This window comes from Pinisolibacter aquiterrae (assembly GCF_019160155.1).
Classification (GTDB): domain Bacteria; phylum Pseudomonadota; class Alphaproteobacteria; order Rhizobiales; family Ancalomicrobiaceae; genus Pinisolibacter; species Pinisolibacter aquiterrae.
This window is the reverse complement of the sequence record NZ_JAFNIH010000043.1, coordinates 44,103-64,870: the sequence shown is the minus strand read 5'-3', so window position 1 is coordinate 64,870 and position 20,768 is coordinate 44,103. Positions and strand designations below refer to the sequence as shown.

The following is a 20,768-nucleotide window of genomic DNA, read 5'->3' as shown; positions in this document are numbered from 1 at the left end:
GAACGGCTCGAAGAACGCCCATTCCTCGTCGCTCATCAGGTCTCGAATCAACGTCGCCTCCCTCCGAAAGCGACGTTGAATCACTCCACGACCCGAAGGGGAATCCTATTCGTCAACAGGACCTAGGTCATGGCGTCAAATCGCATCCAGAGGCGTGCGGCAGCGAGAAGAACGGCTGCGAGATAGGTCGCGGCGAGTTTCTCGTAGCGCGTGGCGATGCGGCGGAAGCGTTTCAGTTTGCAGAAGAACCACTCGGCGATGTTGCGCTTCCGGAAACAGTCCTGCGCGACGGGTCGCTGCACGCGGCCATTCGAACAGGTCGGAATGCGCGGTTCCTGCGAGCGCAGCTATCAAGTGGAGAATGGCACTGGCGTCGTATCCACGGTCGACGACGGCATCGCCGGCCCTCCAGCCGTCGAAGAGAAAGTGGATGGCCGCCTTATCGGAAGCCGAGCCGAGGGAGAGTACGATGCGCACCGGGAGTCCCCGCGAGTCCTCCAGAACACTGATCTTGGTGCTCAGGCTCCGCGAGCGCGGCCAACGGCGTGATCTGCGCCCCTCTTTTCGTCGGCCGGCATACTTGATGGGCGCGGATGATCAAACTGGCGACGAATCCGGCCGCCCCCGGCGATCGGGCCGACAGAGCTTCGAACACGCCGATCCAGATCCCTGCCTTGGCCCATCGGTTGAAGCGGTTGTAGACCGTCGTGCAGGGAGCGTACCGCTCCGGCAGATCGCGCCACGGCACGCCGGTCCGCAACACGACGAAGGTGCCGTTCAGCACCCTGCGCTCGTCCAATCGCGGACGCCCGTTCTTCTTGCCCTCTGCTCCGGGAAGCAGGGGGGGGGACAATCGACCATCCCTCGTCCGTCAAACCGAAGTGCGCCATCGAACGCCTTCTTTCGGAAGCCTTGAATCAGTCTCCGCGCCGCCGCTCAAGGGGTTAGGGTACAGAGCCTAGATGTCATCGACCCCGGGCTACAATATTGGCAAAACCCGACGTCTTTGAAACGAGGAAACTCCCTGCGCATATATGATGCGGCAGCTTCGGCGGTTTCGAATGGACCGGACCATCCAGTTGCACCAGAGCCCGTTTTGGCTTGGTTTTCTTGCCCCTTCCCGTCCCTACAATGGATACATGATCCTTTATGGACACGAGCACGCCCGTGAGGAGTCATATGTGATACGTAGTACAACATCACCAAGTACCTCCTATATATTGCATCCTATGAAATTTCGGACACCGTATGAAGTAATTAGTTAGGAGTCATCCCAGCCTCAACGCCAGTACACCCGCCACGACCACCCCGACGGCGGTGATGCGGACGGCGCCGAGGCGTTCGGCGAAGAGGTGGCGGCCGATCAGCAGGGCGAAGACGATCGAGGTCTCGCGCAGCGCGGCGACGGTGGCGACCGGCGCGCGCGTCATGGCCCACAGCGCGACGCCGTAGGAGAGCATCGTCGCCGCCCCTCCGACGAGGCCGTAGAGGAGACGGCCGCGGAGGTCTTCGACGAGCCGGCGCCCGCGCGCGACCAGCGCCCAGGCGAGCAAGGGGATCGCGGTGAGGATCGCGCCCCAGGCGGCATAGCCGAGCGGTGCGCCGGAGAGGCGCACGCCGCGTCCGTCGAGCAGCGTGTAGCCGGCGATGAAACAGGCGTTGAGGAGGGCGAGCCATGCCCCGCGCGTGCGGCCGCGCGAGGCGAAGACGAGGCCGACCACGCCGAGCGAGATCAGGCCGACGCCGACCCAGGACCACGACCCGAGGCGCTCGCCGAAGACGACGAGGCTCGAGGCGGCGACGAGGAGCGGGGCGACGCCACGCATCAGGGGATAGGCGATGCCGAGGTCGGCGTGGCGATAGGTCTTCACCAGAAGCGCCATGTAGCCGACCTGGAACACGACCGAGGCGAGGAGCCAGGGACGCGCGGGCGGCGCCGGGGCGTCGACGAAGGGCAGCGCGGCGAGGCCGATCAGTCCGGCCCCGATGCCGACCAGCGCGGTGGCGGCGGCCTTGTCGTCGGAACTCTTGACGAGCGCGTTCCAGCCGGCGTGGACGGCGGCGGCGGCGAGAACGGCGAGGAAGACGACGAGACTCATGTGGGGCGGGACCTCCGGCGGATCGTCGCCGATGCGGCGCGGCTCCGCCAGCCCCCCTCCCCGCCCTCAGGCGGCATCCTCGACGGCGTCTGCTTCGGCGTCGTGGGCGATCGTCTCGGCGCGGCGCGGACGCAGCATGCTCTCGGCGAGATCGATGAAGAGCGCGGCCGGCAGCGCCGGGGCGAAGACGTAGCCCTGCGCCGAGGTCACGCCCTTGGCGCGCAGGCGCTCGAGCTGCTCCTGGGTCTCGACGCCCTCGGCGACGACGCCCATGTCGAGCGAATTCGCCAGTTCGACGAGGACGTCGACGATGGTGGAGGCGCCGAGGTCGGCGCCCATGGCGTCGATGAACATCTTGTCGATCTTGACGATGTCGATGCCCAATTGCTGAATGTAGGCGAGGCCGCCGTGGCCGGTGCCGGTGTCGTCGAGGGCGACGCGACAGCCGAGCGCGTGCATCTCGGCGATGACGCGGCGGGCCTGCGGCACGTCGCGCAGCGGATAGCGCTCGGTCACCTCGAACACCAGCTGATCGAAGGCGATCGGCCCGTCCTCGAAGGTGGCGACGATGTCCTCGACGATGCGACGGTCGTCGAAATGCCCGGCGAAGAGGTTGATCGAGAGCTTCAGATCGGGGTTCTCGGAATAGAGGCGGCCGAGCTGATCCCGCGATTTGCGCATCAGCAGGCGCGTCATCTCGAAGACGTGGCCGGAGGTCTCGACATAGGACATGAAGGCGCCGGGCGAGACCATGGTGCCGTCGGGCCGGATCCAGCGCACGAGCATCTCGCAGCCCTCGATACGGCCCGTGTCGATGTTCATCACCGGCTGGAAATAGGGCTCGAACTCCGAGCGGCGCAGCGCGACGATGATCTCGTCGTCGACCTCCGAGGTCGGCTTGCGGAAGAGCCACAGCGCGAAGCCGACGAGCACGACCGTGGAGGCGACGGCGCCGATGGTCAGGGTCGCCTCGAGCGGGCGCACGGCCTCGAGCAGGGCGTCGCGGGTGGTCCAGACGCGCACCGTGAGCGGGAAATAGTCGGAGCGGATCTCGGTCCCGACCGCTTCGCCCCGGTTCGGGCGGACGCCGGAGGAGGCCCAGATGCCGCCTTCGCCGATCTCCACCAGGACCGAGCGCTCGCCGCGCAGATATTCGGCGCCGCCGTCGAGGTCGAGCATCGAGGGGGCGATCTCGCCGACCAGATGAACGCCGGCGCCGGTGCGCCAGGCGACCACGACGGTGCCCTTGGCGGCGTCGGGGACGGTTTCCGGATCGAGCAGCGCGATGGTGACGGGCCGCGAGGCGTCGGGCCGGAACAGCGCCGTTCCGCGCCGGCGCGCCGGCGGCGGATCGAAGCACATCGGCAGGCCGGAGGCGTCGACCACGCCGACACGGCGCAGAAACTGCGATCGCGCGGCCATTTCACCGAGGAGAGCGAGATCGTTGGGCCGGCAACTGGCGAGACCCGCCCGGTCGGATTCGCGAAGAACCGAAATCGCCTCGGCGAGGATCATCTCGGCGCGTTGCATCTGGCGGGTGGCGATGGCGCCTATCTCCTCGCGCCCGAATCGCTCCGCATGGGCATGCAGCACCATCCGCCCGAGCAGGAGCGGCGCCAGACCGATCGCCACCGCCATCAGGACGGCGGTCACAAGGAGAACGTTGCGCCTGCCCAAGTCGCTACCCGATTCCACGAGATGTCTCGAGGGAGTGTCCCCCGACAGGGTAAACAGGTTCTGAAGATCGCTTCGGCGCCGGCGCGAGCCGGTCTTTCGGATCGAGCCTCGATTGCAAATTCCGTCATCCTGCATCACGCTGCGTCGTCATCGCAATTCCGCCACACGGCGCGGGGATGAGCCGCGTGAGATCAGGTCCGCGCCACGGCTCGAAACTGCCGCCGCCGGCCCGAGCATTCCCTTCACGATCCCGACTCACGAGGAAGCGTCCATGTCGAGACCCCTTCGCCTCCCCCGGCTCGTCGCCGTTTCGCTGACCCTCGGTGTCGCCCTGCCGCTCCCGGCCTTCGCCCAGAGCACGCGCGACAAGGTGATCGAGATCACCACCCAGGCGCTCAAGGCCAACGGCGCCAAGGACGTCTCCTACGGCAAGATCGAGGGCGACGACGCGCGCTTCACCATCTCCGACACCAAGATCGTGTCCGAGGTCGAGGGCAAGACCTCGACCGTCACCGTCGCGCGCACCACCTGGACCGGCGCCAAGCCGACCGCCGACGGCGGCTACAGCGCCGACGAGGTGCTCGCCGAGAGCTTCGACCTCGAGGCGGACGACGCCAAGGTCAAGGCCGACCGCGTGCTCCTCACCAAATACGTCGGTCAGGCGCCGGCCAAGGTCGTGCCCGGCAAGGTGTCCGGCGAGCGCGTCCAGCGGGCCGAGGTCACCGGCATCACCATCACCACCGAGGACGCCAAGGTCGTACCGATCGCCTCGGTGACGTTCTCGGCCGACGACTACGTCGGCGACATGCCGCGCAAGGCCTCCTTCGACATGAAGGGTCTCGTCGTGCCGCTCGATCCGGCCGATCCGGACGTCGCCCAGGCGCGGGCGCTCGGCTACGAGAAGGTCACGCTCGACGTCGCCTTCTCCGGCACCTGGGACGACACGACCGGCCGTCTCGACATCCCCTCCTTCACCATCGGCGCCGCCGACATGGGCACGCTGAAGCTCGCCGTGGCGATCGGCGGGCTGACACCGGCGGTGATCGAGGAGATGAAGAAGGCGGAGGCCGATCAGGCCAAGCAGATGGAGCTCCTGCAGCAGCTCACCGTCGAGAAGGCGTCGCTGCGCTGGGACGACGCCTCGCTGGTCACCCGCGTGATCGGCATGCAGGCCAAGGAGCAGGGCGTCGATTCCAAGACCTACGCCAAGCAGATCAAGCTGATGCTGCCGGCGATCCTGTCGATGGTCGGCAACAAGGACTTCGAGAAGAAGGTGGCCTCGGCCGCCGGCACCTTCCTCGAGGCGCCGAAGTCGCTCACCGTGTCGGCGATGCCGAAGCAGCCGCTGCCGGTCGCCCAGATCATGGGCGCGGCGATGATGGCGCCGCAGAGCCTGCCCTCGGTTCTGGGCGCCGAAGTCAGCGCCAACGACTGAGTCCCGATGCGTCCGAGGGCGGCTGGAAAGGCCGCTCTCGGACGGTCGTGCGACGAGATGCGCCGGGGGCGGCGCCGGGGCGGTGTTGTCCTCGGGCCGCAAATCACGTAGGTTCCGGCTCCAACGCAACGTCATGAGTATCGACCGCGCTCCCGGCCCGAGGATTTCGAGCACGAGCGACGGATTTCGACGTGCCAGAGCGAGAGCCCGAGAGCGCATGAGCCAGACTTCGGCCAAACCGGATCGCGGAATTCGCTCGATCTTCGCCGCGGCGATGTCTGTCGAGGAACGCGCTCCGAGCCGGCTGCAGCGTCTGATGGCCATGATCGACCGTCGCCACGTCGCCCATGCACTGGCCGGGAGCACCTTCGGCGCCGGTGCCGCGCTGATCGGCTTCATGGGCCTCGCTCTGTCGCTGCCCAAGGCCGTGTCGGCCGATCCGGTCGCCGGCCAGAGCGCGAGCGTCACGCCCCTCGCCAAATCCGATCGTCTGCCGACCGGCGGCAAGCTGGCGGCGATCGCCAGCGCCGTCGAACCGATGGCGACCTCGGCCGCCGCGGCCGGCTTCACCGCGCCGGATCCGGAGACCGCCGCCCTCACCGACAGCGACGCCTCGTCGGCCGCGCTCGGCTATGCCGCCGCGAGTGCCACGGGCGACGCCGGAGCGGCGATCGAGGATCACATCGACCGGACCGGCATGCGCGTCGCCTCGCTCGGCAACCCGACGCTGATGGTGCCGGGTGCGGCGGCGGCCGCCACGCAAGGCTCCGACGACGAGGAGGACGACGAGTCGATCGTCGTGGTACCGCGAGCCCGTCCCGCCTATGAGCCGCCGCACGCGGAGGCGCTGCCGCTGCCGCGTCCCCGTCCGACGCATCTGGCCTCGGTCGCGCCCGGCGCGCCGATGGCGATCCTGGCGCCCAGCGCTCCCGGCGTCGACAAGGCCACCGGACCCGATCCGATCGAGGTCGAACCGGCGCCGCCGCCGGGCCCCCGGCGGGGATCGGAGCCGCCTCCGGGACTCCTCGGCTTCTTCTCGAGCCCGACCGAGCCGGTCAAGGCGCCGCCGAAGACGACGATCGACACGCCCTTCGGCGTCCCCTACGTGCTGCAGACGGAGTCGGTGGAGACCGCCTGCCTCAAGCCCGAACTGGTCGATCTGCTGCGGCGGATCGAGGCGAAATATCATCAGAAGGTGATCATCACCTCCGGCTTCCGCGATCGCGGCCGCCAGGGCTCGCTGCATCGCCAATGCGCGGCGGCCGACATCCAGGTGCCCGGCGTCGGCGCTCCGACGCTCGCCGCCTTCGCCCGCACCATTCCCGGGGTCGGCGGCGTCGGCACCTACTGTCACGCCACGATGATCCACGTCGACATCGGCACCCCGCGCGACTGGAAATACGGCTGCGGCTCGTTCTTCGCCATGCGCGGGGCGCCGGGCAAATGGGGCAAGGTGCCGGCGGCGCTCGCCGCGGCCCAACCGGCCGGCACCGGCAAGATCGACATCAGCCAGATGGCGGACTGAAGCCGGCGAGGATCCGGACAGGGCGAACCGAGGTCGGCTTCAGGCCAGAGCGACCGCGTCCGCGGTCCGTCTCTCAGCGCCGACGGCGGCGGCGTACCGCCGGGGTCGCGGAGACACGCGAGACCGCGCGGACCCAGAGGCCGGTCAGCATCAGCGCCAAGCCGACCCCGGTCACCATCTTCGCCGCCGAACTCATGCCCGGGACCAGATGGGCGTGGCCCGGGTCGTCCGGGTCGACGGCGACCATGGCGCGCGAGCCGATCGGATGGGCGAGGCCGAGATCTCGCGACAGTTGCGAGTTCTGGAGGCCGAGGTCGCCGCGTTCGATGCAGTGGGCGACGTGTTCGACCCCGTCGACGACATAGCGGAAGCTCGCCGCTTAGGACGCGACTTCGTCGCGCCGGCCGCCGGCGAAGAAACCGATGGTCGGCGTGCCGCTCGACGAGGCGGTCACGCGCACGGTGACGTCGGAGGAGACCATCTCCGCCTCGACGCGCGGCCATTTCGTCGTCTCCCATCCGAGCCACAGGCCATGCCCGCCGAGCGCGGCGAGGCCTGCCCCGACTCCGACGAGGAAGATCCAGAAGCGGGTGCGGACCGGCGGTCGCTCGCCGCCGGCCGTCGGCTCGCCGGCATCCGGGCGGGCCGGTTTCTCCTCTGCGCCGGTCATGTCGGGCTCCCTTCGACGCGATCGGTCGAGCATGAGCCGTTCCGGGCGGTCTCGCGAGGGCTCGCGCCGTCGGAGACGAAAAAAGGGGCCGCGAGGCCCCTCTTCATTTCGAGATCGCGGTGCGCGGCCGATCAGTTCGGCAGATTGAGCTTGATGTGGAGCTCGCGCAGCTGCTTCGGCGTCGCCTGCGAGGGCGCGCCCATCAGGAGATCCTCGGCGCGCTGGTTCATCGGGAACAGCGTGATCTCGCGCAGGTTCGAGACGCCGACCAGCAGCATCACGATGCGGTCGACGCCGAAGGCCATGCCGCCGTGCGGCGGGGCGCCGTACTGGAAGGCGCGGTACATGCCGCCGAACTTCTCCTCGACCACGTCCTTGGACATGCCGGCGATCTCGAAGGCCTTGATCATGGTCTCGGGGCTGTGGTTGCGGATCGAGCCGGAGGCGATCTCGTAGCCGTTGCAGACCATGTCGTACTGATAGGCCTTGATGGTCAGCGGATCCTGGTTCAGGAGCGCGTCCATGCCGCCCTGCGGCATCGAGAAGGGGTTGTGGCAGAAGGCGACCGCCTTCTCTTCCTCGTCCCATTCGTAGAAGGGGAAGTCGACGATCCAGGCGAGGGCGTATTCGCTCTCGTTGGTGAGGCCGAGTTCCTTGCCGACGCGGGTGCGTGCGTCACCGGCAAATTTGACGAACTTCTCCGGGCGGCCCGCCACGAAGAAGCAGGCGTCGCCGGCGGAAAGCCCGAGCTGGGCGCGGATCGCCTCGGTGCGCTCCGGGCCGATGTTATTGGCAACCGGACCAGCCGCCTCTCTCCACAAGCCGTTCCCAAGATCAACTCGCAGTTTCTTCCAAGCATTCTGCTGTTCAATCGCCCGAGCAAAATGAGCATTTGTCGACTGATCGGGTGCAATACCCCCATCGTCTTCTACATACCCAAAGAAATCGAGCCCAGGCAGCTTTACTTCGCGCCAAAAAATGTATGCAAGACCTGGTTGGCCCTCGGACTGCGCCCATCCATTCATGCGGTCACAGAAGGCGCGAGAGCCACCCGTACGAGCGGGAATTGCCCAAACCTCCGCCTTTGGATCGCCATCGATCATGCGAGCGAAGACCTTGAAGCCGGAGCCGGCGAAATGCTCGGTGACGGCCTCCATGACGATCGGGTTGCGCAGATCCGGCTTGTCGGTGCCGTATTTGCGCATGGCGACGTCATAGGGAATGCGCGGCACCTCGCGGCGGACGGTCTTGTCGCCGGCGAACTTCTCGAACGTGTCGAGGATGACCGGCTCCATCGTGGCGAAGAGGTCGTCCTGGGTGACGAAGCTCATCTCGAGGTCGAGCTGATAGAATTCGCCCGGCAGACGGTCGGCGCGCGGATCCTCGTCGCGGAAGCAGGGCGCGAGCTGGAAATAGCGGTCGAAGCCGGCGACCATCAGGAGCTGCTTGTACTGCTGCGGCGCCTGCGGCAGGGCGAAGAACTTGCCGGGATGGATGCGGCTCGGCACCAGGAAGTCGCGCGCGCCTTCCGGGCTCGAGGCGGTCAGGATCGGCGTGGTGAACTCGTTGAAGCCGATCTCGTTCATCTTGTTGCGCAGGGTCGAGACGATCCGCGTGCGCGTCATGATGTTCTTGTGCAGCGTCTCGCGGCGCAGATCCAGGAAGCGGTACTTGAGGCGCGTATCCTCGGGATAGTCCGGCTCGCCGAAGACCGGCAGCGGCAGTTCCTTGGCGGTGGAGAGCACCTCGATCTCGCGGGCGAAGACCTCGATCTCGCCGGTCGGCAGGTTCGGGTTGATGGTCTCGGGGGTGCGCTTCTTGACGGTGCCGTCGATGCGGATCACCCACTCGCCGCGCACGGTCTCGGCCACCTTGAAGGCGGGGCTGTCCGGGTCGCAGACCACCTGGGTCATGCCGTAGTGATCGCGCAGATCGATGAACAGCAGGCCGCCGTGATCGCGCACACGATGGACCCAACCGGAAAGGCGCGCGGTGTCGCCGGCGTCGGCCGAGGTGAGTTGGGCGCAGGTGTGGGAGCGGTAGCGGTGCATGGCGCGGATCTCGAATGTCTCTACGGTGATCGACCCCGCCTCGAGCGGACCGGAGACCGGCGAATCCCTTCGCGCGATCGGCCTCGGCAGGGGTCGAAAGTCGGCCGCAAGAGCGCATGCGCGCCGGACCTTGTCAAGCTTCGCCGGCCCCCGGCGGGCGCATCCCGCGTGAGGAACCGCCTCGGCCGCCCCTCGCCGGCACCCGTCGCGCCCCTCGACGCGATCACGCCCCCTGCCCTCGCGCGATTCCGTGCCCCTACGTGTCGGTCCCATCTTGCGAATGCGTCGCAATACCTCATATGGTGAGAGGTGACGGAAACGTGCCGGCGACGAGCGGCCCGAGACTTGCTCGTGAGTCGCGCGCGGCGGCGGCCCTGTCGGGAACCCGACGCGGGCGCCGTGGAACGGGGCGGCCGTGAGGGCGGAGGGAAGCCGGGTGATCGTCTGTTCTTGCAACGTCTTGAGCGAGGGGGCGGTCCGCCGCGCGGTGAACGACGACGGCGCCGTGCCGATCCGAGTCTCCGAGGTGTTCGGGTGCCTCGGCTGTCGGCCGAACTGCGGGCGCTGCGCGCGCACCATTCGCGACGTCCTGCGCTCCGTCCGCGCCGACGGTCGGGACTCCTGCCCGGTCCTGGTCGACGACGTCTCCCTGATCGCCGCCGAGTGACGGCGCCTCGAAACGTAGGCCCGGATACGACGAAGGCCCCGCTTCCGGGGCCTTCTCATCCTTCGCCGGCCGTCCCGCGCCTCGATCAGGAGGCGCCGCCGCCGATTTTGGTCTGGGTGTAGAGCTGGACGCCGATCCGGCCGATCAGGTCGAGTTCGGTCTCGAGGAAATCGATGTGATCCTCCTCGGCGGTCATGACCTTCACGAAGAGATCGCGCGAGACGTAGTCCTTGACCTCCTCGCAATAGGCCGCGGCCTCCTGATAGAGGGCGCGGGCGCCGAGTTCGGCGGCGAGGTCGGCCTGGAGGATCTCCTCGACGGTCTCGCCGATGCGCAAGGGGTCGAGCACCTGCATGTTGGGGAAGCCCTCGAGGAAGAGGATCCGCGCCGTGAAGGCGGCGGCGTGTTCCATCTCCTCGATCGATTCCTTGCGCCAGATCGCGGCCATCCCCTTCAGGCCCCAATTGTCGAGGATTCGGTAGTGGAGCCAATATTGATTGATGGCGGTCAGCTCGCTGCGCAGACCCCGGTTGAAATAGTCGATGACCTTGGCGTCGCCCTTCATGATCTCGTCTCCGCGATCGATCCCCAGGGGCCCGGTCGACGACGCCGACCGCGCGTGAATTTCGCTCTTGCCAACGAATAGCCGATTGCGGTCTCTTTGCAAGCGACCGGGGGCTGTTCGCGGACGGCGCCGGGTCCGGGCCTTCCCCAGGCGACAAGGACGCGCAACCGCGCTATAGACCGGGTCCATGCAGCTCATCAGCACCACCGAAGATCTCGCCGCCGCCTGTGCCCGTCTCGCCGCTCACCCCTATGTGGCGGTCGATACGGAGTTTCTGCGCGAAACCACCTTTTGGCCGAAGCTGTGCGTCGCCCAGCTCGCCGGCCCCGACACCGCCGTCGTCGTCGACGCGCTGGCGCCGGGGCTCGACATGGGGCCGTTCCTCGACCTCATGCGCAACGAGGCCGTGGTCAAAGTGTTCCACTCGGGCCGGCAGGACATCGAGATCGTCTTCAATCTCGGCGGCTTCGTGCCGCATCCGGTGTTCGACACCCAGGTCGCGGCGATGGTCTGCGGCTTCGGCGACTCGATCTCCTACGATCAGTTGGTGAACCGCATTTCCGGCCACCACATCGACAAGTCGTCGCGCTTCACCGACTGGACCCGGCGTCCGCTGACCCCGAAGCAATTCGATTACGCGCTGTCCGACGTCACCCATCTGCGCGACGTCTACCATCACCTGAAGAAGCGCCTGGAAGAGCAGGATCGCGCTCACTGGGTGGCGGAAGAGATGGAGGTCCTGACCTCCACCGAGACCTACGACCTGAAGCCCGAGAACGCCTGGGAGCGGCTCAAGCTGCGCATCCGCAAGCCGATCGAGTTGGCGATCCTGAAGGAGCTGGCGGCCTGGCGCGAGCGCGAGGCGCGGTCGCGCGACGTGCCGCGCTCGCGGGTTCTGAAGGACGAGGCGATCTTCGAGATCGCCGCCGATCAGCCGCGCGACGCCGCCGCCCTCTCCAATCTGCGCTCGCTCTCCAAGGGCTTCGAGCGCAGCCGCGCCGGCGAGGAGATCCTGGCCTGCGTCAAGCGGGCGCTGGAGATCCCCAAGGCCGACCTGCCGCCGGTGCCCAAGGGCCGGCCGATGCCGGACGGGGCCGGGGCGGCCGTCGACCTGATGAAGGTGCTCCTGAAGCTCGTCTGCGAGAAGAACGGCGTCGCCTCCAAGGTGGTCGCCACCGTCGACGAACTCGACGCGATCGCCGCCGACGACGCGGCCGACGTGCCGGTGATGAAGGGCTGGCGCCGCGAACTCTTCGGCGAGCGTGCGCTCGAGCTGAAGCACGGCCGCCTCGCGCTCTCCTTCGACGGACGCAAGGTCGTCGCGGTCGAATGCGAGCCGGTCGAGCGCAAGGGCGCCAAGAAGGTCTGACGTCCCTCCCCCGCGCCGACCCCGCTCTCGGACGGACGCGCCTCCCCGGCGCGTCTTCCCCTCTCGCGAGTCCCCTCCCCCCGAGACCGATCGTCACAGGGATTCTCCCCCTGTTCAGCGGGGGTTTTCCCCCGATTGAATCGATTTGACCGCCACGGATAATCACGCCGCCGAACCGTCACTGAACGACGCGCCTCGGTGGCGAAGCCCGGTCTCGACAAGAAGGACACGCCCCCACGCTCGGGGCGATCGTCTCGGGAGCCGGCTCGCGGGGAGAGCGACCGAGGGGGTGGGATCATGGAGACGTTGCAGGCGTATCTCGCGGAGAATGCGGCCGGGGCTCTGACGATCGGCGGGTTGATCATCGGGATGATCTTCGGCGCGATCGTCCAGCGCACCAATTTCTGCACGATGGGTTCGCTTTCCGACATGTTGAATTTCGGCGACTCGCGCCGGTTTCGCGCGTGGCTTCTCGCCTGCGGCACGGCGATCGCCGGTACCCAGGTGCTGCGGCTCGCGATCGGGCTCGACGTCTCCAAGGCGATGTATCTCACCACCACCTTCGACTGGTTCGGGGCGATCCTGGGCGGGCTCCTGTTCGGCTTCGGCATGGTCTTCGCCGGGGGCTGCGCCAGCCGCAATCTGGTGCGCGCCGGCACCGGCGATCTCAGGTCGCTGGTGGTCGTGATGGTGATCGGGGTCTCGGCCTATGCGGCGATCGGCGGCCTGCTCGGGCCGGCGCGAGCGGCGCTGACGAGCGCGACGGCGGTCGATCTCGCCGCCTCGGGCCTTCCGAGCCAGAGTCTCGGCGCGTTCCTCGGGCGGGCGGGTGGCCTTCCGGCGGGCACGGCGGAGATGATCGTCACCCTCGTCCTCGTCGCCGCCCTCGCCGCCGTCACCCTCGGCAACCGCGACTTCCGCGCCTCGCCGCCGCATCTTCTCGGCGGTCTCGGCATCGGCCTCTGTGTCGTCGTCGGCTGGGCGCTGACGAGCCTCGCCTATGACGAGATGGCGGCGTCGGCGCAGGCGCCGATCTCGCTCAGCTTCGTGCGGCCCTCGGGCGACGGGCTCGAGTGGATCCAGCGCTACACGGCGCTGGGCTGGCCGAATTTCGGCGTCGCCAGCCTGTTCGGGACGATGATCGGCGCGTTCCTGGTCGGGGCCGCGACGGGGCGGCTGAAGCTCGCCACCTTCTTCGATGCTCAGGACACGGTCCGCAATCTCTTCGGCGCGGTGCTGATGGGGATCGGCGGCGTCTTGGCGCTCGGCTGTACCGTCGGGCAGGCGATCACCGGGGCGGCGACGCTGGCGGCGGGCTCGTTCATCGCCTTCGCCGCGCTGGTCGCCGGCGGCCTGCTCGGTCTGAAGATGCTCGAACGGCTGTGATCGGGCGTATGCCCGGTCACCCTTCCCAATCGTGGCGCGTGCCGTTCGGGTCCTCGACCGACCAGCGGCGGGTGCCGCCCTCCCCCTCCCCGACCTCCGTCAGCGGATCCGGGCCGATCGGCACCTTGCCGGCGCCGCCGGGGATATCCAACACATAGGTCGGCTGGGCGATGCCGGTGAGGCGTCCGCGCAAACGCCGCATCAGTCCGCGCCCTTCCTCGACCGTGGTGCGGTAGCGGGCGGTGCCCTCGGCGCGGTCGAGATGGTGCAGGTAATAGGGCTTCACCCGGAGCGTCACGAGACGGCGGAACAGCGCCTCGAGGGTCTCGGCGTCGGCATTGACGCCGGCGAGCAGCGTCGTCTGCGACAGGACGGGGACGCCGGCATCGACCAGTCGGCCGATCGCCGCCGCCGCCCTCTCTGTCAGTTCGCGGGGATGGTCGACGTGGATCACCATCCAGGTGGCGAAGCGGCGGCGCAGCAGGGCGGCGGTCGCGGCGCTCACCCGTTCGGGGTCGACCACGGGGACGCGCGAGTGGATCCGCACCACCTCGACGTGGGGGATCGCCTCCAGCCGATCGAGAATCAGGCCGAGGCGGCGATCGGAGAGGACCAGCGGGTCGCCGCCGGTCAGGATCACCTCGAAGACGTCCGGGTGAGCCGCGACATAGGCCATGGCGGCGTCGAGATCGGCCTCGGAGAGATTGGCCTCGCCGTCGCCGACGCGGTCGCGACGGAAGCAGAAGCGGCAATAGATCCGGCAGAGATGGGTCGGCTTCAGCAGCACCCGATCGGGATAGCGATGGGTGACGCCGGGGGCGACCTCGTGCGGATCGTCGCCGATCGGATCGGGGGTCTCGTCGGGCCGCGTCACCAGTTCCTCGGGCGAGGGCACGAACTGCGCGGCGATCGGGTCGGCCGGGTCGGCGGGATCGATCAGCGCCGCCATGTCGGCGGTGACGGTCAGGGCGAAACGGTCGACGACGCGGGCGAGGCCCGGCGCCGCCTCGGGTGCGACGAGGCCGGCGGCGACGAGATCGTCGACGGTGCGCAGGTCCCGCGCGCTCATACGTGCCGGATCTCGGTGTCGAGGCCGACGAGCTTCGCCAATTGGCGGAAGCGGCGTTGCAGCACCTCGCCGTCGAGATCGGCGAGATGGGGCGGCAGATCCATCACCAGACGATTGCCGCGACGGCCGACCGCGACGTCGGGCAGGATGCCCGGCATCGCCGCCGACAGGATGAAGGCGACGCGGAACGAGGCCCCCAGCGCCTTGGCGCGCTGCAACAGGCGCGGCGGCGCCAGTTGGATCAGGCGCGGGCTGACCGCGTCGTCGATCAGGCCCATGTGGCGGTAGAAGTTGGCGAGCGCCAGGAAGGCGCGGCCGGGATGATCGACGCCGATGAAGGCGGCGTTGGAGATGATCGCGAGGCTCTGGGTGCCGCGATAGTCGGGATGAGCGCGCCAGCCGATGTCGGCGAGATGGCAGGCGGCACGGCGCAGGCGCGTCTCCTCGGCCGTCTCGTCGAGGCCGAGGGCGGCGAAGACGGCGCCGGTCCAGGCGCCGGTCTCCTCGTTGTGGGCCGGCGAGCGCGAGCGCAGGTAGGCGAGTTCCTCGGACGCCGCCTGGAGCGGATCGCGCAGCCGCTCCTCGGGCGAGAGCAACTCGTAGAGATGGCCCTCGCGCAAGCCGAGCGCGGAGAGGACGACGTCCTTCGGCCGTCCGGCCCGGATCACCTGGGCGAGCACCACGGCGCCGAAGGGCAGCAGCTCGCGGCGTTGCTTGGAGACCGATTCGATGCGCGGCAGAAGCTCGACCGCGCCGCGCCCGACCTCGCGGCAGAGATCGAGGGCGACGTCGGCGGGGATCGAATAATTGTGCATCACCCGCAGCGGATAGTCGGTCTGATGCATGTGCAGTTTGGCGAGCGAGCGCCAGGTGCCGCCCACCGCGTAGAAGCTGCGCCCGGCCAATGCCGGCAGGATCGGGGTCTTCTCGAGCACCTGCTGGGCGATGCGCTCGGCCTTGCGAATCGAGCCTTCCGAGGCCTCCTGCAGGCGGATGCCGCCGAGCGGATAGGTCAGGCCCTCGCCGAAGGTCTCGCCGCGAATGTCGACCAGTTCGAGCGAGCCGCCGCCGAGGTCGCCGGCGATGCCGTCGGCGTCATGGATGCCGGCGACGATGCCGAGGGCGGCGAGACGCGCCTCGTCGGCACCGCTCAGAACCTGGACGCGGACGCCGCAGATGCGCTCGAGTTCCTCGACGAAGGGCGGCCCGTTCTCCGCTTCGCGGGCGGCGGCGGTCGCCAGCACGTGCAGGCTCGCGGCGCCGCACTGGTCGGCGACGTGCTTGAAGCGGCGCACCGCCGCGAGCGCCTGGGCGAGCGAGGTCTCGGCGAGACGGCCGGTCTTCGACAGGCCCTTGCCGAGACCGGCGAGGACCTTCTCGTTGAACAGCACCGTCGGCGCGCGCGTCAGCCGTTCGTAGACGACGAGACGCACCGAGTTGGAGCCGATGTCGACGACGGCGATCGGCCCCAGGCCCTGGAGGCGGCCCGGGGCGTCGCAACGCGAGACCAGTCCGCGCCAACCCTCAGGTTCGGGGCAGACGAACGATGCTTCGCGGCTGATCGGTCTTGGAGGATTTGCCACGGCCCGACAACGATGGGTTGGTCATGAAGTATTTGTGGACGTTGAAGGGCTCCTCGCCCTCCGCCGGCCGGATGCGTTCGTGCCCCCCGTCGGGCAACAGGCGCCAGCTCTGTTGGTTGTCCCGCAGGTTGGCGATCATGATCTGATCGAGAATCTGCTGGTGCACCGTCGCGTTGGTGATCGGACAGAGCACCTCGACGCGGCGATCCAGATTCCTCGGCATCATGTCCGCAGACCCGATGTAGACGATCGCCTCGGCCGAGGGAAGTCCATGGCCGTTGCCGAAGCAGAAGATGCGGGAATGCTCGAGGAAGCGCCCGACGATCGATTTGACGGTGATGTTGTCGGAAAGCCCGGGCACGCCGGGCCTCAGGCAGCAGATGCCGCGAGCGACGATGTCGACCTTCACCCCGGCGCGGCCGGCCTCGTAGAGCTTGTCGATGATGCGGCTGTCGACCAGCGAATTGAGCTTGATCCAGATCTGGGCGGGACGGCCGGCCCGGGCGTGAGCGATCTCGGCGTCGATGTGCTCGACGATGCGCGAGCGGAGCGTCAGCGGGCTGATCGCCAGCTTCTCGAGCGCCTGCGGCTGGGCGTAGCCGGTGACGAAGTTGAAGATGCGGGCGACGTCGCGGCCGATCGCCGGATCGGCGGTGAAATAGCTGAGGTCGGTGTAGATGCGCGCGGTGATCGGGTGATAGTTGCCCGTGCCGATGTGGCAATAGGTGGCGAGCTGGCCCTGCTCGCGGCGCACCACCATCGATAATTTGCCGTGCGTCTTCAGCTCCATGAAGCCGAACACCACCTGGACGCCGGCCTTCTCGAGGTCGCGCGCCCAGCGGATGTTGGCCTCCTCGTCGAAGCGCGCCTTCAGCTCGACGACCGCCGTCACCGACTTGCCGGCTTCCGCCGCTTCCGACAGCGCCTTGACGATCGGGCTGTTCTTGGAGGTGCGGTAGAGCGTCTGCTTGATCGCCACCACGTCGGGATCGCGCGCCGCCTGCATCAGATACTGCACGACGACGTCGAAGCTCTCGTAGGGGTGATGGACGACGAAGTCCTTCGACTTGATGGCGGCGAAACAGTCGCCGCCGAATTCGCGGATCCGCTCGGGGAAACGCGGCTCGTAGGGGCGGAACTTCAACTCCGGCCGATCGACGCCGACGAGTTGCGACAGTTCGTTGAGGGCGAGGAGGCCGTCGACCAGATGGATGCCGTCGGGCTCGACGCCGAGGCTCTCGGCGACGAAGCCGCGCAGGCGCTCCGGCGTGGCGCTCTCGATCTCGAGGCGGATGACGACGCCGCGACGGCGGCGCTTCAACATGGTCTCGAAGACGAGGACCAGATCCTCCGCCTCCTCCTCGATCTCGATGTCCGAGTCGCGGATGACGCGGAAGGCGCCCTTGGCGCGGACGTCGTAGCCGGGGAAGAGGCCGGCGATGTGCAGGCAGATCACCGTCTCGAGCGCGATGAAGCGCTTCACTCCGGCGTTGCCGTCGAGATTGGGCAGCTCGATGAAGCGCTCGAGCGTCGAGGGCATGCGGATCAGCGCCGTCATCCCCTCGCCGCCGCCGACGCGGGCGAGATCGAGCACCAGCGAGAAGCCGAGATTGGGAATGAACGGGAAGGGATGGGCCGGGTCGCAGGCGAGCGGGGTCAGGACCGGGAAGATGTGGCCGAGGAAGTGGCCGCGCAGCCAGTCGCGCTCCTCCGCCGTGAGCCCGTCGCCGTCGATCAGCACGACGCCGACGGCCGCCAACTCGCCATGGAGCTCGCGCCACAGGCGCTGCTGCTCGCCGGTCAGCGAGGACACCGCCTCGCCGATGACCGTCAGCTGCTCGGACGGGGTGAGGCCGTCGTCGGAGCGGGTCGCGAGGCCGGCGCGGTGCTGCTCGACGAGGCCGGAGACGCGCACCATGAAGAATTCGTCGAGGTTCGCGGCGGAGATCGACAGGAAGCGCAGTCGCTCCAGCAGCGGATGATCGACGTTGGCGCTCTCCTCGAGAACGCGCCGATTGAAGCCGAGCCAGGAGAGCTCACGATTGACGTAGCGCTGCATGCTCGTCGTCGCATCGGAGTGATCGACGGTCTGCGGATCGGCGGTCCTGACGTTCACGGCTGCGGGTCCTCCCTCGGGGTGTGATTCGCGTCGTGCGAGCGGCCATCGTGCACCGGCCAGTGTGCGCGTTTGATGACGGAACGTCTCACTCTTCCGGGTCTTCGTCGAGTTGGTCGTCGTGCGGATCGCGGCCGAAGCCTCGGGCGAGCACGCGGGCGGCGACGGCGCGGCCGACCGGCGCCTTCACCGCCAGCGCCTCGCGGTCGAGGGCGGCGACCAGTTCGCGGGCGACGGCGAAGGACCGCTCCATCCGCCGCGCGAGATAGGCGACGACGGCGGGATCGACCACGGTCTGGCGATCGGCGAAGAGCTTGGCGATCAGCGCCTCGAGCAGCGCGTCGTCGGGCTCGGCGAGCGCGACCGGCGTCGCAGCCCGCAGGCGCGAGACGAGATCAGGCAGCGCCAGCCCCCAGTCGGCGAGCGGCCGGGGCGTGGTGATCATCAGGCTCGATCCGGCCTGACGGGTGGCGTTGAGGAGGTGGAAGAGCGCGGTCTCGTCGACCGTCCCGTCCGCATCCTCGACGACGACGGCCGGGCGCGCGGCGAGGGCGAGCGGATCGAGGCGGGCGAGATCGGCGGCGGCGACCACGGCGGCGCCGGCTCGTTCGGCGAGGAGCTGGGCGAGATGGCTCTTGCCGGAGCCGACGGGGCCGACCACCAGCACGACGTCGCTCGGCCAATCGGGCCAGCGATCGACCAGTTCGGTCGCGGCGCGGTTGGCGTCGGAGACGATCCAGTCCTCGCGACCGCGCCGTTCGACGACCGGCAGATCGAGCGGCAACTGGCGCGTCTCAGACATCGGGCCGGCCGGTCTCGTCGGCGTCGAAGCCGTCGTCGTGCAGCGGGCTCGCCAGATATTGCTCCAACGCGTAGCGGGCGAGGACGCCGATCGAGGCGGCGGCCGGCACCGCCACCAGCATGCCGACGAAGCCGAAGAGGGAGCCGAAGGCGAAGAGCGAGAACAGGAGCCAGACCGGATGGAGCCCGACCGAGCGGCCGACCCAGTTCGGCGTCAGGATCCAGCCCTCGAGCCCCTGCCCCACCGCGAAGACCGCGAGCACCAGGGCGATGCCGTGCCAATCGGGCCAGAACTGCACCAGGGCGACGATCAGGCCGGCGATCAGGCCCGAGCCGAAGCCGAGATAGGGTATGACGCCGAGCACGCCGGCCATCAGACCGATGAGGAGGCCGAATCGCAGGCCGACCAGGGCGAGGCCGAGGCCGTAGAAGAGACCCATGGTGATACTGACGGCGACCTGCCCGCGCACGAAGCCGGAGACGGCGTCGTTCATCTCGGAGGCGAGGCGGCGCAGAACCGGGCGATGGCGGCGCGGCAGCCAGTCGTCGATGCGGTCGATCATGCGATCCCAGTCGATCAGCATGTAGGCGGCGACCACGGGGGCGATGACGATCACCGACAGGACCGACAGGATCGTCTTGCCGCTCGACAGGATCGGTTGCAGCAATTGCGCGACCCAGCCGGCGCCCTGGGTGATCGCCTGTCCGAGATTGGCCTCGAGGGCGGCGGCGTTCTCGCCCATCAGACGGCCGAGGGGGCCGTCGATCCAGGGGGCGGCGAGCGCGCGCAGGCGGGTGATCAAGTTGGGCAGTTCCTCCACGAAGGTGGAGAACTGTTCGCCGAGCAGCGGCGCCACCAGGATCAGCGCCATCAGGAACATCACGACGATGCCGAGGATGATGGTGAGCGCGGCGGCGGTGCGCGGCAGGCCGAGCCGCTCGAGGCGGTCGGCGGCGGGGTCGAGCAGATAGGCGAGCGCGATGCCGACCACGAAGGGCAGCAGCACGCCGGAGAAGAGCCAGAGAAATCCGACCAGCAGGGCGACGGCGCCGAGCCAGAAGCGCAGTTGGCGTTCGAGCGTCACTCGTCCGTCCCCTCAACCGACCCGCCGGCGCGACCGGGATCCCCCGGCGCCGACGACATCACCCGCAACCAGTCGAAGACATAGGCAGCCCCGGAAATCGCCGTCAATGCCGCGACCAGCATCTCGCCCGCAAACCACAGCCGGCCGGGATCCCAGCCGAAGGCCCCGGCGGAGAGCACCAGGGCGGCGAAGGCGATCTGGACGGTGGTGTTGGCCTTGGAGACGAGGAGCGGCCGGATCGGCACGGCGCTGCCGAGCATCCACGACAGAACGACGCCGCCGACGATCAGAATGTCGCGCGAGACCACCAGGATCACCAGCCAGACCGGCAGGACGCCGACGAGACCCAGAGTGACGAAGATCGAGACCAGCAGGGCCTTGTCGGCGATCGGGTCGAGATAGGCGCCGAGTTCGGAGCGCTGATCGAACCGGCGGGCGATCCAACCGTCGATGCCGTCGGAGACGCCGGCGATCAGGAACACCCAGAAGGCCACGTCGTAGCGCTCGGCGAGGAGCGCGTCGATCGCCACCGGCACCAGGATCAGGCGCACCACGGTGATCAGGTTGGGAATGGTGATGTTGGAGGCCATGGCGGTTCCCGCGCTCTCGTTCTTCCCTCACAATGTGGTCCCGCCGGAGCATTCCTCCAAGTGGTCCTCGTAATGGTCCG

The 20,768-nt window shown here is 68.5% G+C and carries 18 protein-coding genes and 1 pseudogene; 5 read left to right on the top strand and 14 right to left on the bottom strand.

Annotated elements, in window-relative coordinates:
• Positions 1-122: 122 nt before the first annotated feature.
• The 4 genes from J3S89_RS18800 to J3S89_RS18785 all read right to left on the bottom strand — a co-directional run bounded on the left by J3S89_RS18800 (position 123) and on the right by J3S89_RS18785 (position 3,752).
• Positions 123-302, bottom strand: a complete 180-nt coding sequence (locus J3S89_RS18800) for a transposase (RefSeq protein WP_217929487.1) — start codon at positions 300-302, stop codon at positions 123-125.
• 137 nt (positions 303-439) lie between these two features.
• Positions 440-853, bottom strand: coding sequence for a transposase (locus J3S89_RS23680; RefSeq protein ID WP_217929485.1), 414 nt, complete (start codon positions 851-853; stop codon positions 440-442).
• Between the two features lie 415 nt (positions 854-1,268).
• Positions 1,269-2,099, bottom strand: coding sequence for an SMR family transporter (locus J3S89_RS18790; protein WP_217929483.1), 831 nt, complete (start codon positions 2,097-2,099; stop codon positions 1,269-1,271).
• Between the two features lie 66 nt (positions 2,100-2,165).
• Positions 2,166-3,752 carry an EAL domain-containing protein gene (locus tag J3S89_RS18785; protein ID WP_217929481.1) on the bottom strand — a complete coding sequence of 529 codons (1,587 nt, stop codon included), beginning with the start codon at positions 3,750-3,752 and terminating at the stop codon, positions 2,166-2,168.
• Positions 3,753-4,047: 295 nt separating this feature from the next.
• Here J3S89_RS18785 and J3S89_RS18780 point away from each other — a divergent pair, with 295 nt between their 5' ends.
• Together J3S89_RS18780 and J3S89_RS18775 are read left to right on the top strand one after the other, a co-directional pair.
• Positions 4,048-5,211 carry a hypothetical protein gene (locus J3S89_RS18780; protein WP_217929479.1) on the top strand — a complete coding sequence of 388 codons (1,164 nt, stop codon included), beginning with the start codon at positions 4,048-4,050 and terminating at the stop codon, positions 5,209-5,211.
• Positions 5,212-5,428: 217 nt separating this feature from the next.
• Positions 5,429-6,736 carry a YcbK family protein gene (locus J3S89_RS18775; RefSeq protein ID WP_217929477.1) on the top strand — a complete coding sequence of 436 codons (1,308 nt, stop codon included), beginning with the start codon at positions 5,429-5,431 and terminating at the stop codon, positions 6,734-6,736.
• Between the two features lie 73 nt (positions 6,737-6,809).
• Here the strand turns inward: J3S89_RS18775 and J3S89_RS23675 are convergent.
• The 3 genes and pseudogenes from J3S89_RS23675 to aspS all read right to left on the bottom strand — a co-directional run.
• Positions 6,810-7,094: pseudogene (locus tag J3S89_RS23675) on the bottom strand (DUF3592 domain-containing protein); the annotation flags it as partial.
• A gap of 21 nt (positions 7,095-7,115) precedes the next feature.
• Positions 7,116-7,406, bottom strand: a complete 291-nt coding sequence (locus tag J3S89_RS18765; RefSeq protein ID WP_217929475.1) for a hypothetical protein — start codon at positions 7,404-7,406, stop codon at positions 7,116-7,118.
• Between the two features lie 131 nt (positions 7,407-7,537).
• Positions 7,538-9,457: an aspartate--tRNA ligase gene (aspS, locus tag J3S89_RS18760; protein WP_217929473.1), complete on the bottom strand. Its 1,920-nt coding sequence runs from the start codon at positions 9,455-9,457 to the stop codon at positions 7,538-7,540.
• Between the two features lie 436 nt (positions 9,458-9,893).
• On the opposite strand from aspS, the gene J3S89_RS18755 reads away from it, so the two are divergent.
• On the top strand, positions 9,894-10,124 hold the full coding sequence (locus tag J3S89_RS18755; protein WP_217929471.1) for a (2Fe-2S)-binding protein: 231 nt from the start codon (positions 9,894-9,896) through the stop codon (positions 10,122-10,124).
• Positions 10,125-10,209: 85 nt separating this feature from the next.
• Here J3S89_RS18755 and bfr read toward each other — a convergent pair whose 3' ends face one another.
• On the bottom strand, positions 10,210-10,689 hold the full coding sequence (gene bfr / locus J3S89_RS18750; protein WP_217929465.1) for a bacterioferritin: 480 nt from the start codon (positions 10,687-10,689) through the stop codon (positions 10,210-10,212).
• A 187-nt stretch (positions 10,690-10,876) separates the two neighbouring features.
• On the opposite strand from bfr, the gene rnd reads away from it, so the two are divergent.
• Positions 10,877-12,058 (top strand): ribonuclease D, encoded by a 1,182-nt coding sequence (gene rnd / locus J3S89_RS18745; protein ID WP_217929463.1) that lies wholly within the window; start codon positions 10,877-10,879, stop codon positions 12,056-12,058.
• Positions 12,059-12,355: 297 nt separating this feature from the next.
• Positions 12,356-13,444, top strand: coding sequence for a YeeE/YedE family protein (locus J3S89_RS18740; protein WP_217929457.1), 1,089 nt, complete (start codon positions 12,356-12,358; stop codon positions 13,442-13,444).
• Between the two features lie 16 nt (positions 13,445-13,460).
• On the opposite strand, the gene J3S89_RS18735 is transcribed toward J3S89_RS18740, so the two are convergent.
• The 6 genes from J3S89_RS18735 to J3S89_RS18710 all read right to left on the bottom strand — a co-directional run bounded on the left by J3S89_RS18735 (position 13,461) and on the right by J3S89_RS18710 (position 20,688).
• Entirely contained in the window at positions 13,461-14,513 is a 1,053-nt protein-coding gene (locus J3S89_RS18735) for a lysine-2,3-aminomutase-like protein (RefSeq protein WP_217929456.1), read from the bottom strand.
• Positions 14,510-16,096, bottom strand: a complete 1,587-nt coding sequence (locus J3S89_RS18730; protein WP_338019764.1) for a Ppx/GppA family phosphatase — start codon at positions 16,094-16,096, stop codon at positions 14,510-14,512. Before J3S89_RS18730 ends, J3S89_RS18735 begins: the two co-directional genes overlap by 4 nt.
• Positions 16,038-18,155, bottom strand: a complete 2,118-nt coding sequence (locus tag J3S89_RS18725) for an RNA degradosome polyphosphate kinase (RefSeq protein ID WP_230488905.1) — start codon at positions 18,153-18,155, stop codon at positions 16,038-16,040. Before J3S89_RS18725 ends, J3S89_RS18730 begins: the two co-directional genes overlap by 59 nt.
• 145 nt (positions 18,156-18,300) lie before the next feature.
• Entirely contained in the window at positions 18,301-19,014 is a 714-nt protein-coding gene (locus J3S89_RS18720) for a P-loop NTPase family protein (protein ID WP_217929455.1), read from the bottom strand.
• On the bottom strand, positions 19,007-20,098 hold the full coding sequence (locus J3S89_RS18715) for an AI-2E family transporter (RefSeq protein WP_217929454.1): 1,092 nt from the start codon (positions 20,096-20,098) through the stop codon (positions 19,007-19,009). The genes J3S89_RS18720 and J3S89_RS18715 overlap by 8 nt, the downstream gene beginning before the upstream one ends.
• A complete protein-coding gene (locus J3S89_RS18710) occupies positions 20,095-20,688 on the bottom strand; it encodes a CDP-alcohol phosphatidyltransferase family protein (protein ID WP_217929452.1) in 594 nt (197 codons plus the stop codon). The genes J3S89_RS18715 and J3S89_RS18710 overlap by 4 nt, the downstream gene beginning before the upstream one ends.
• Positions 20,689-20,768 lie beyond the last annotated feature (80 nt).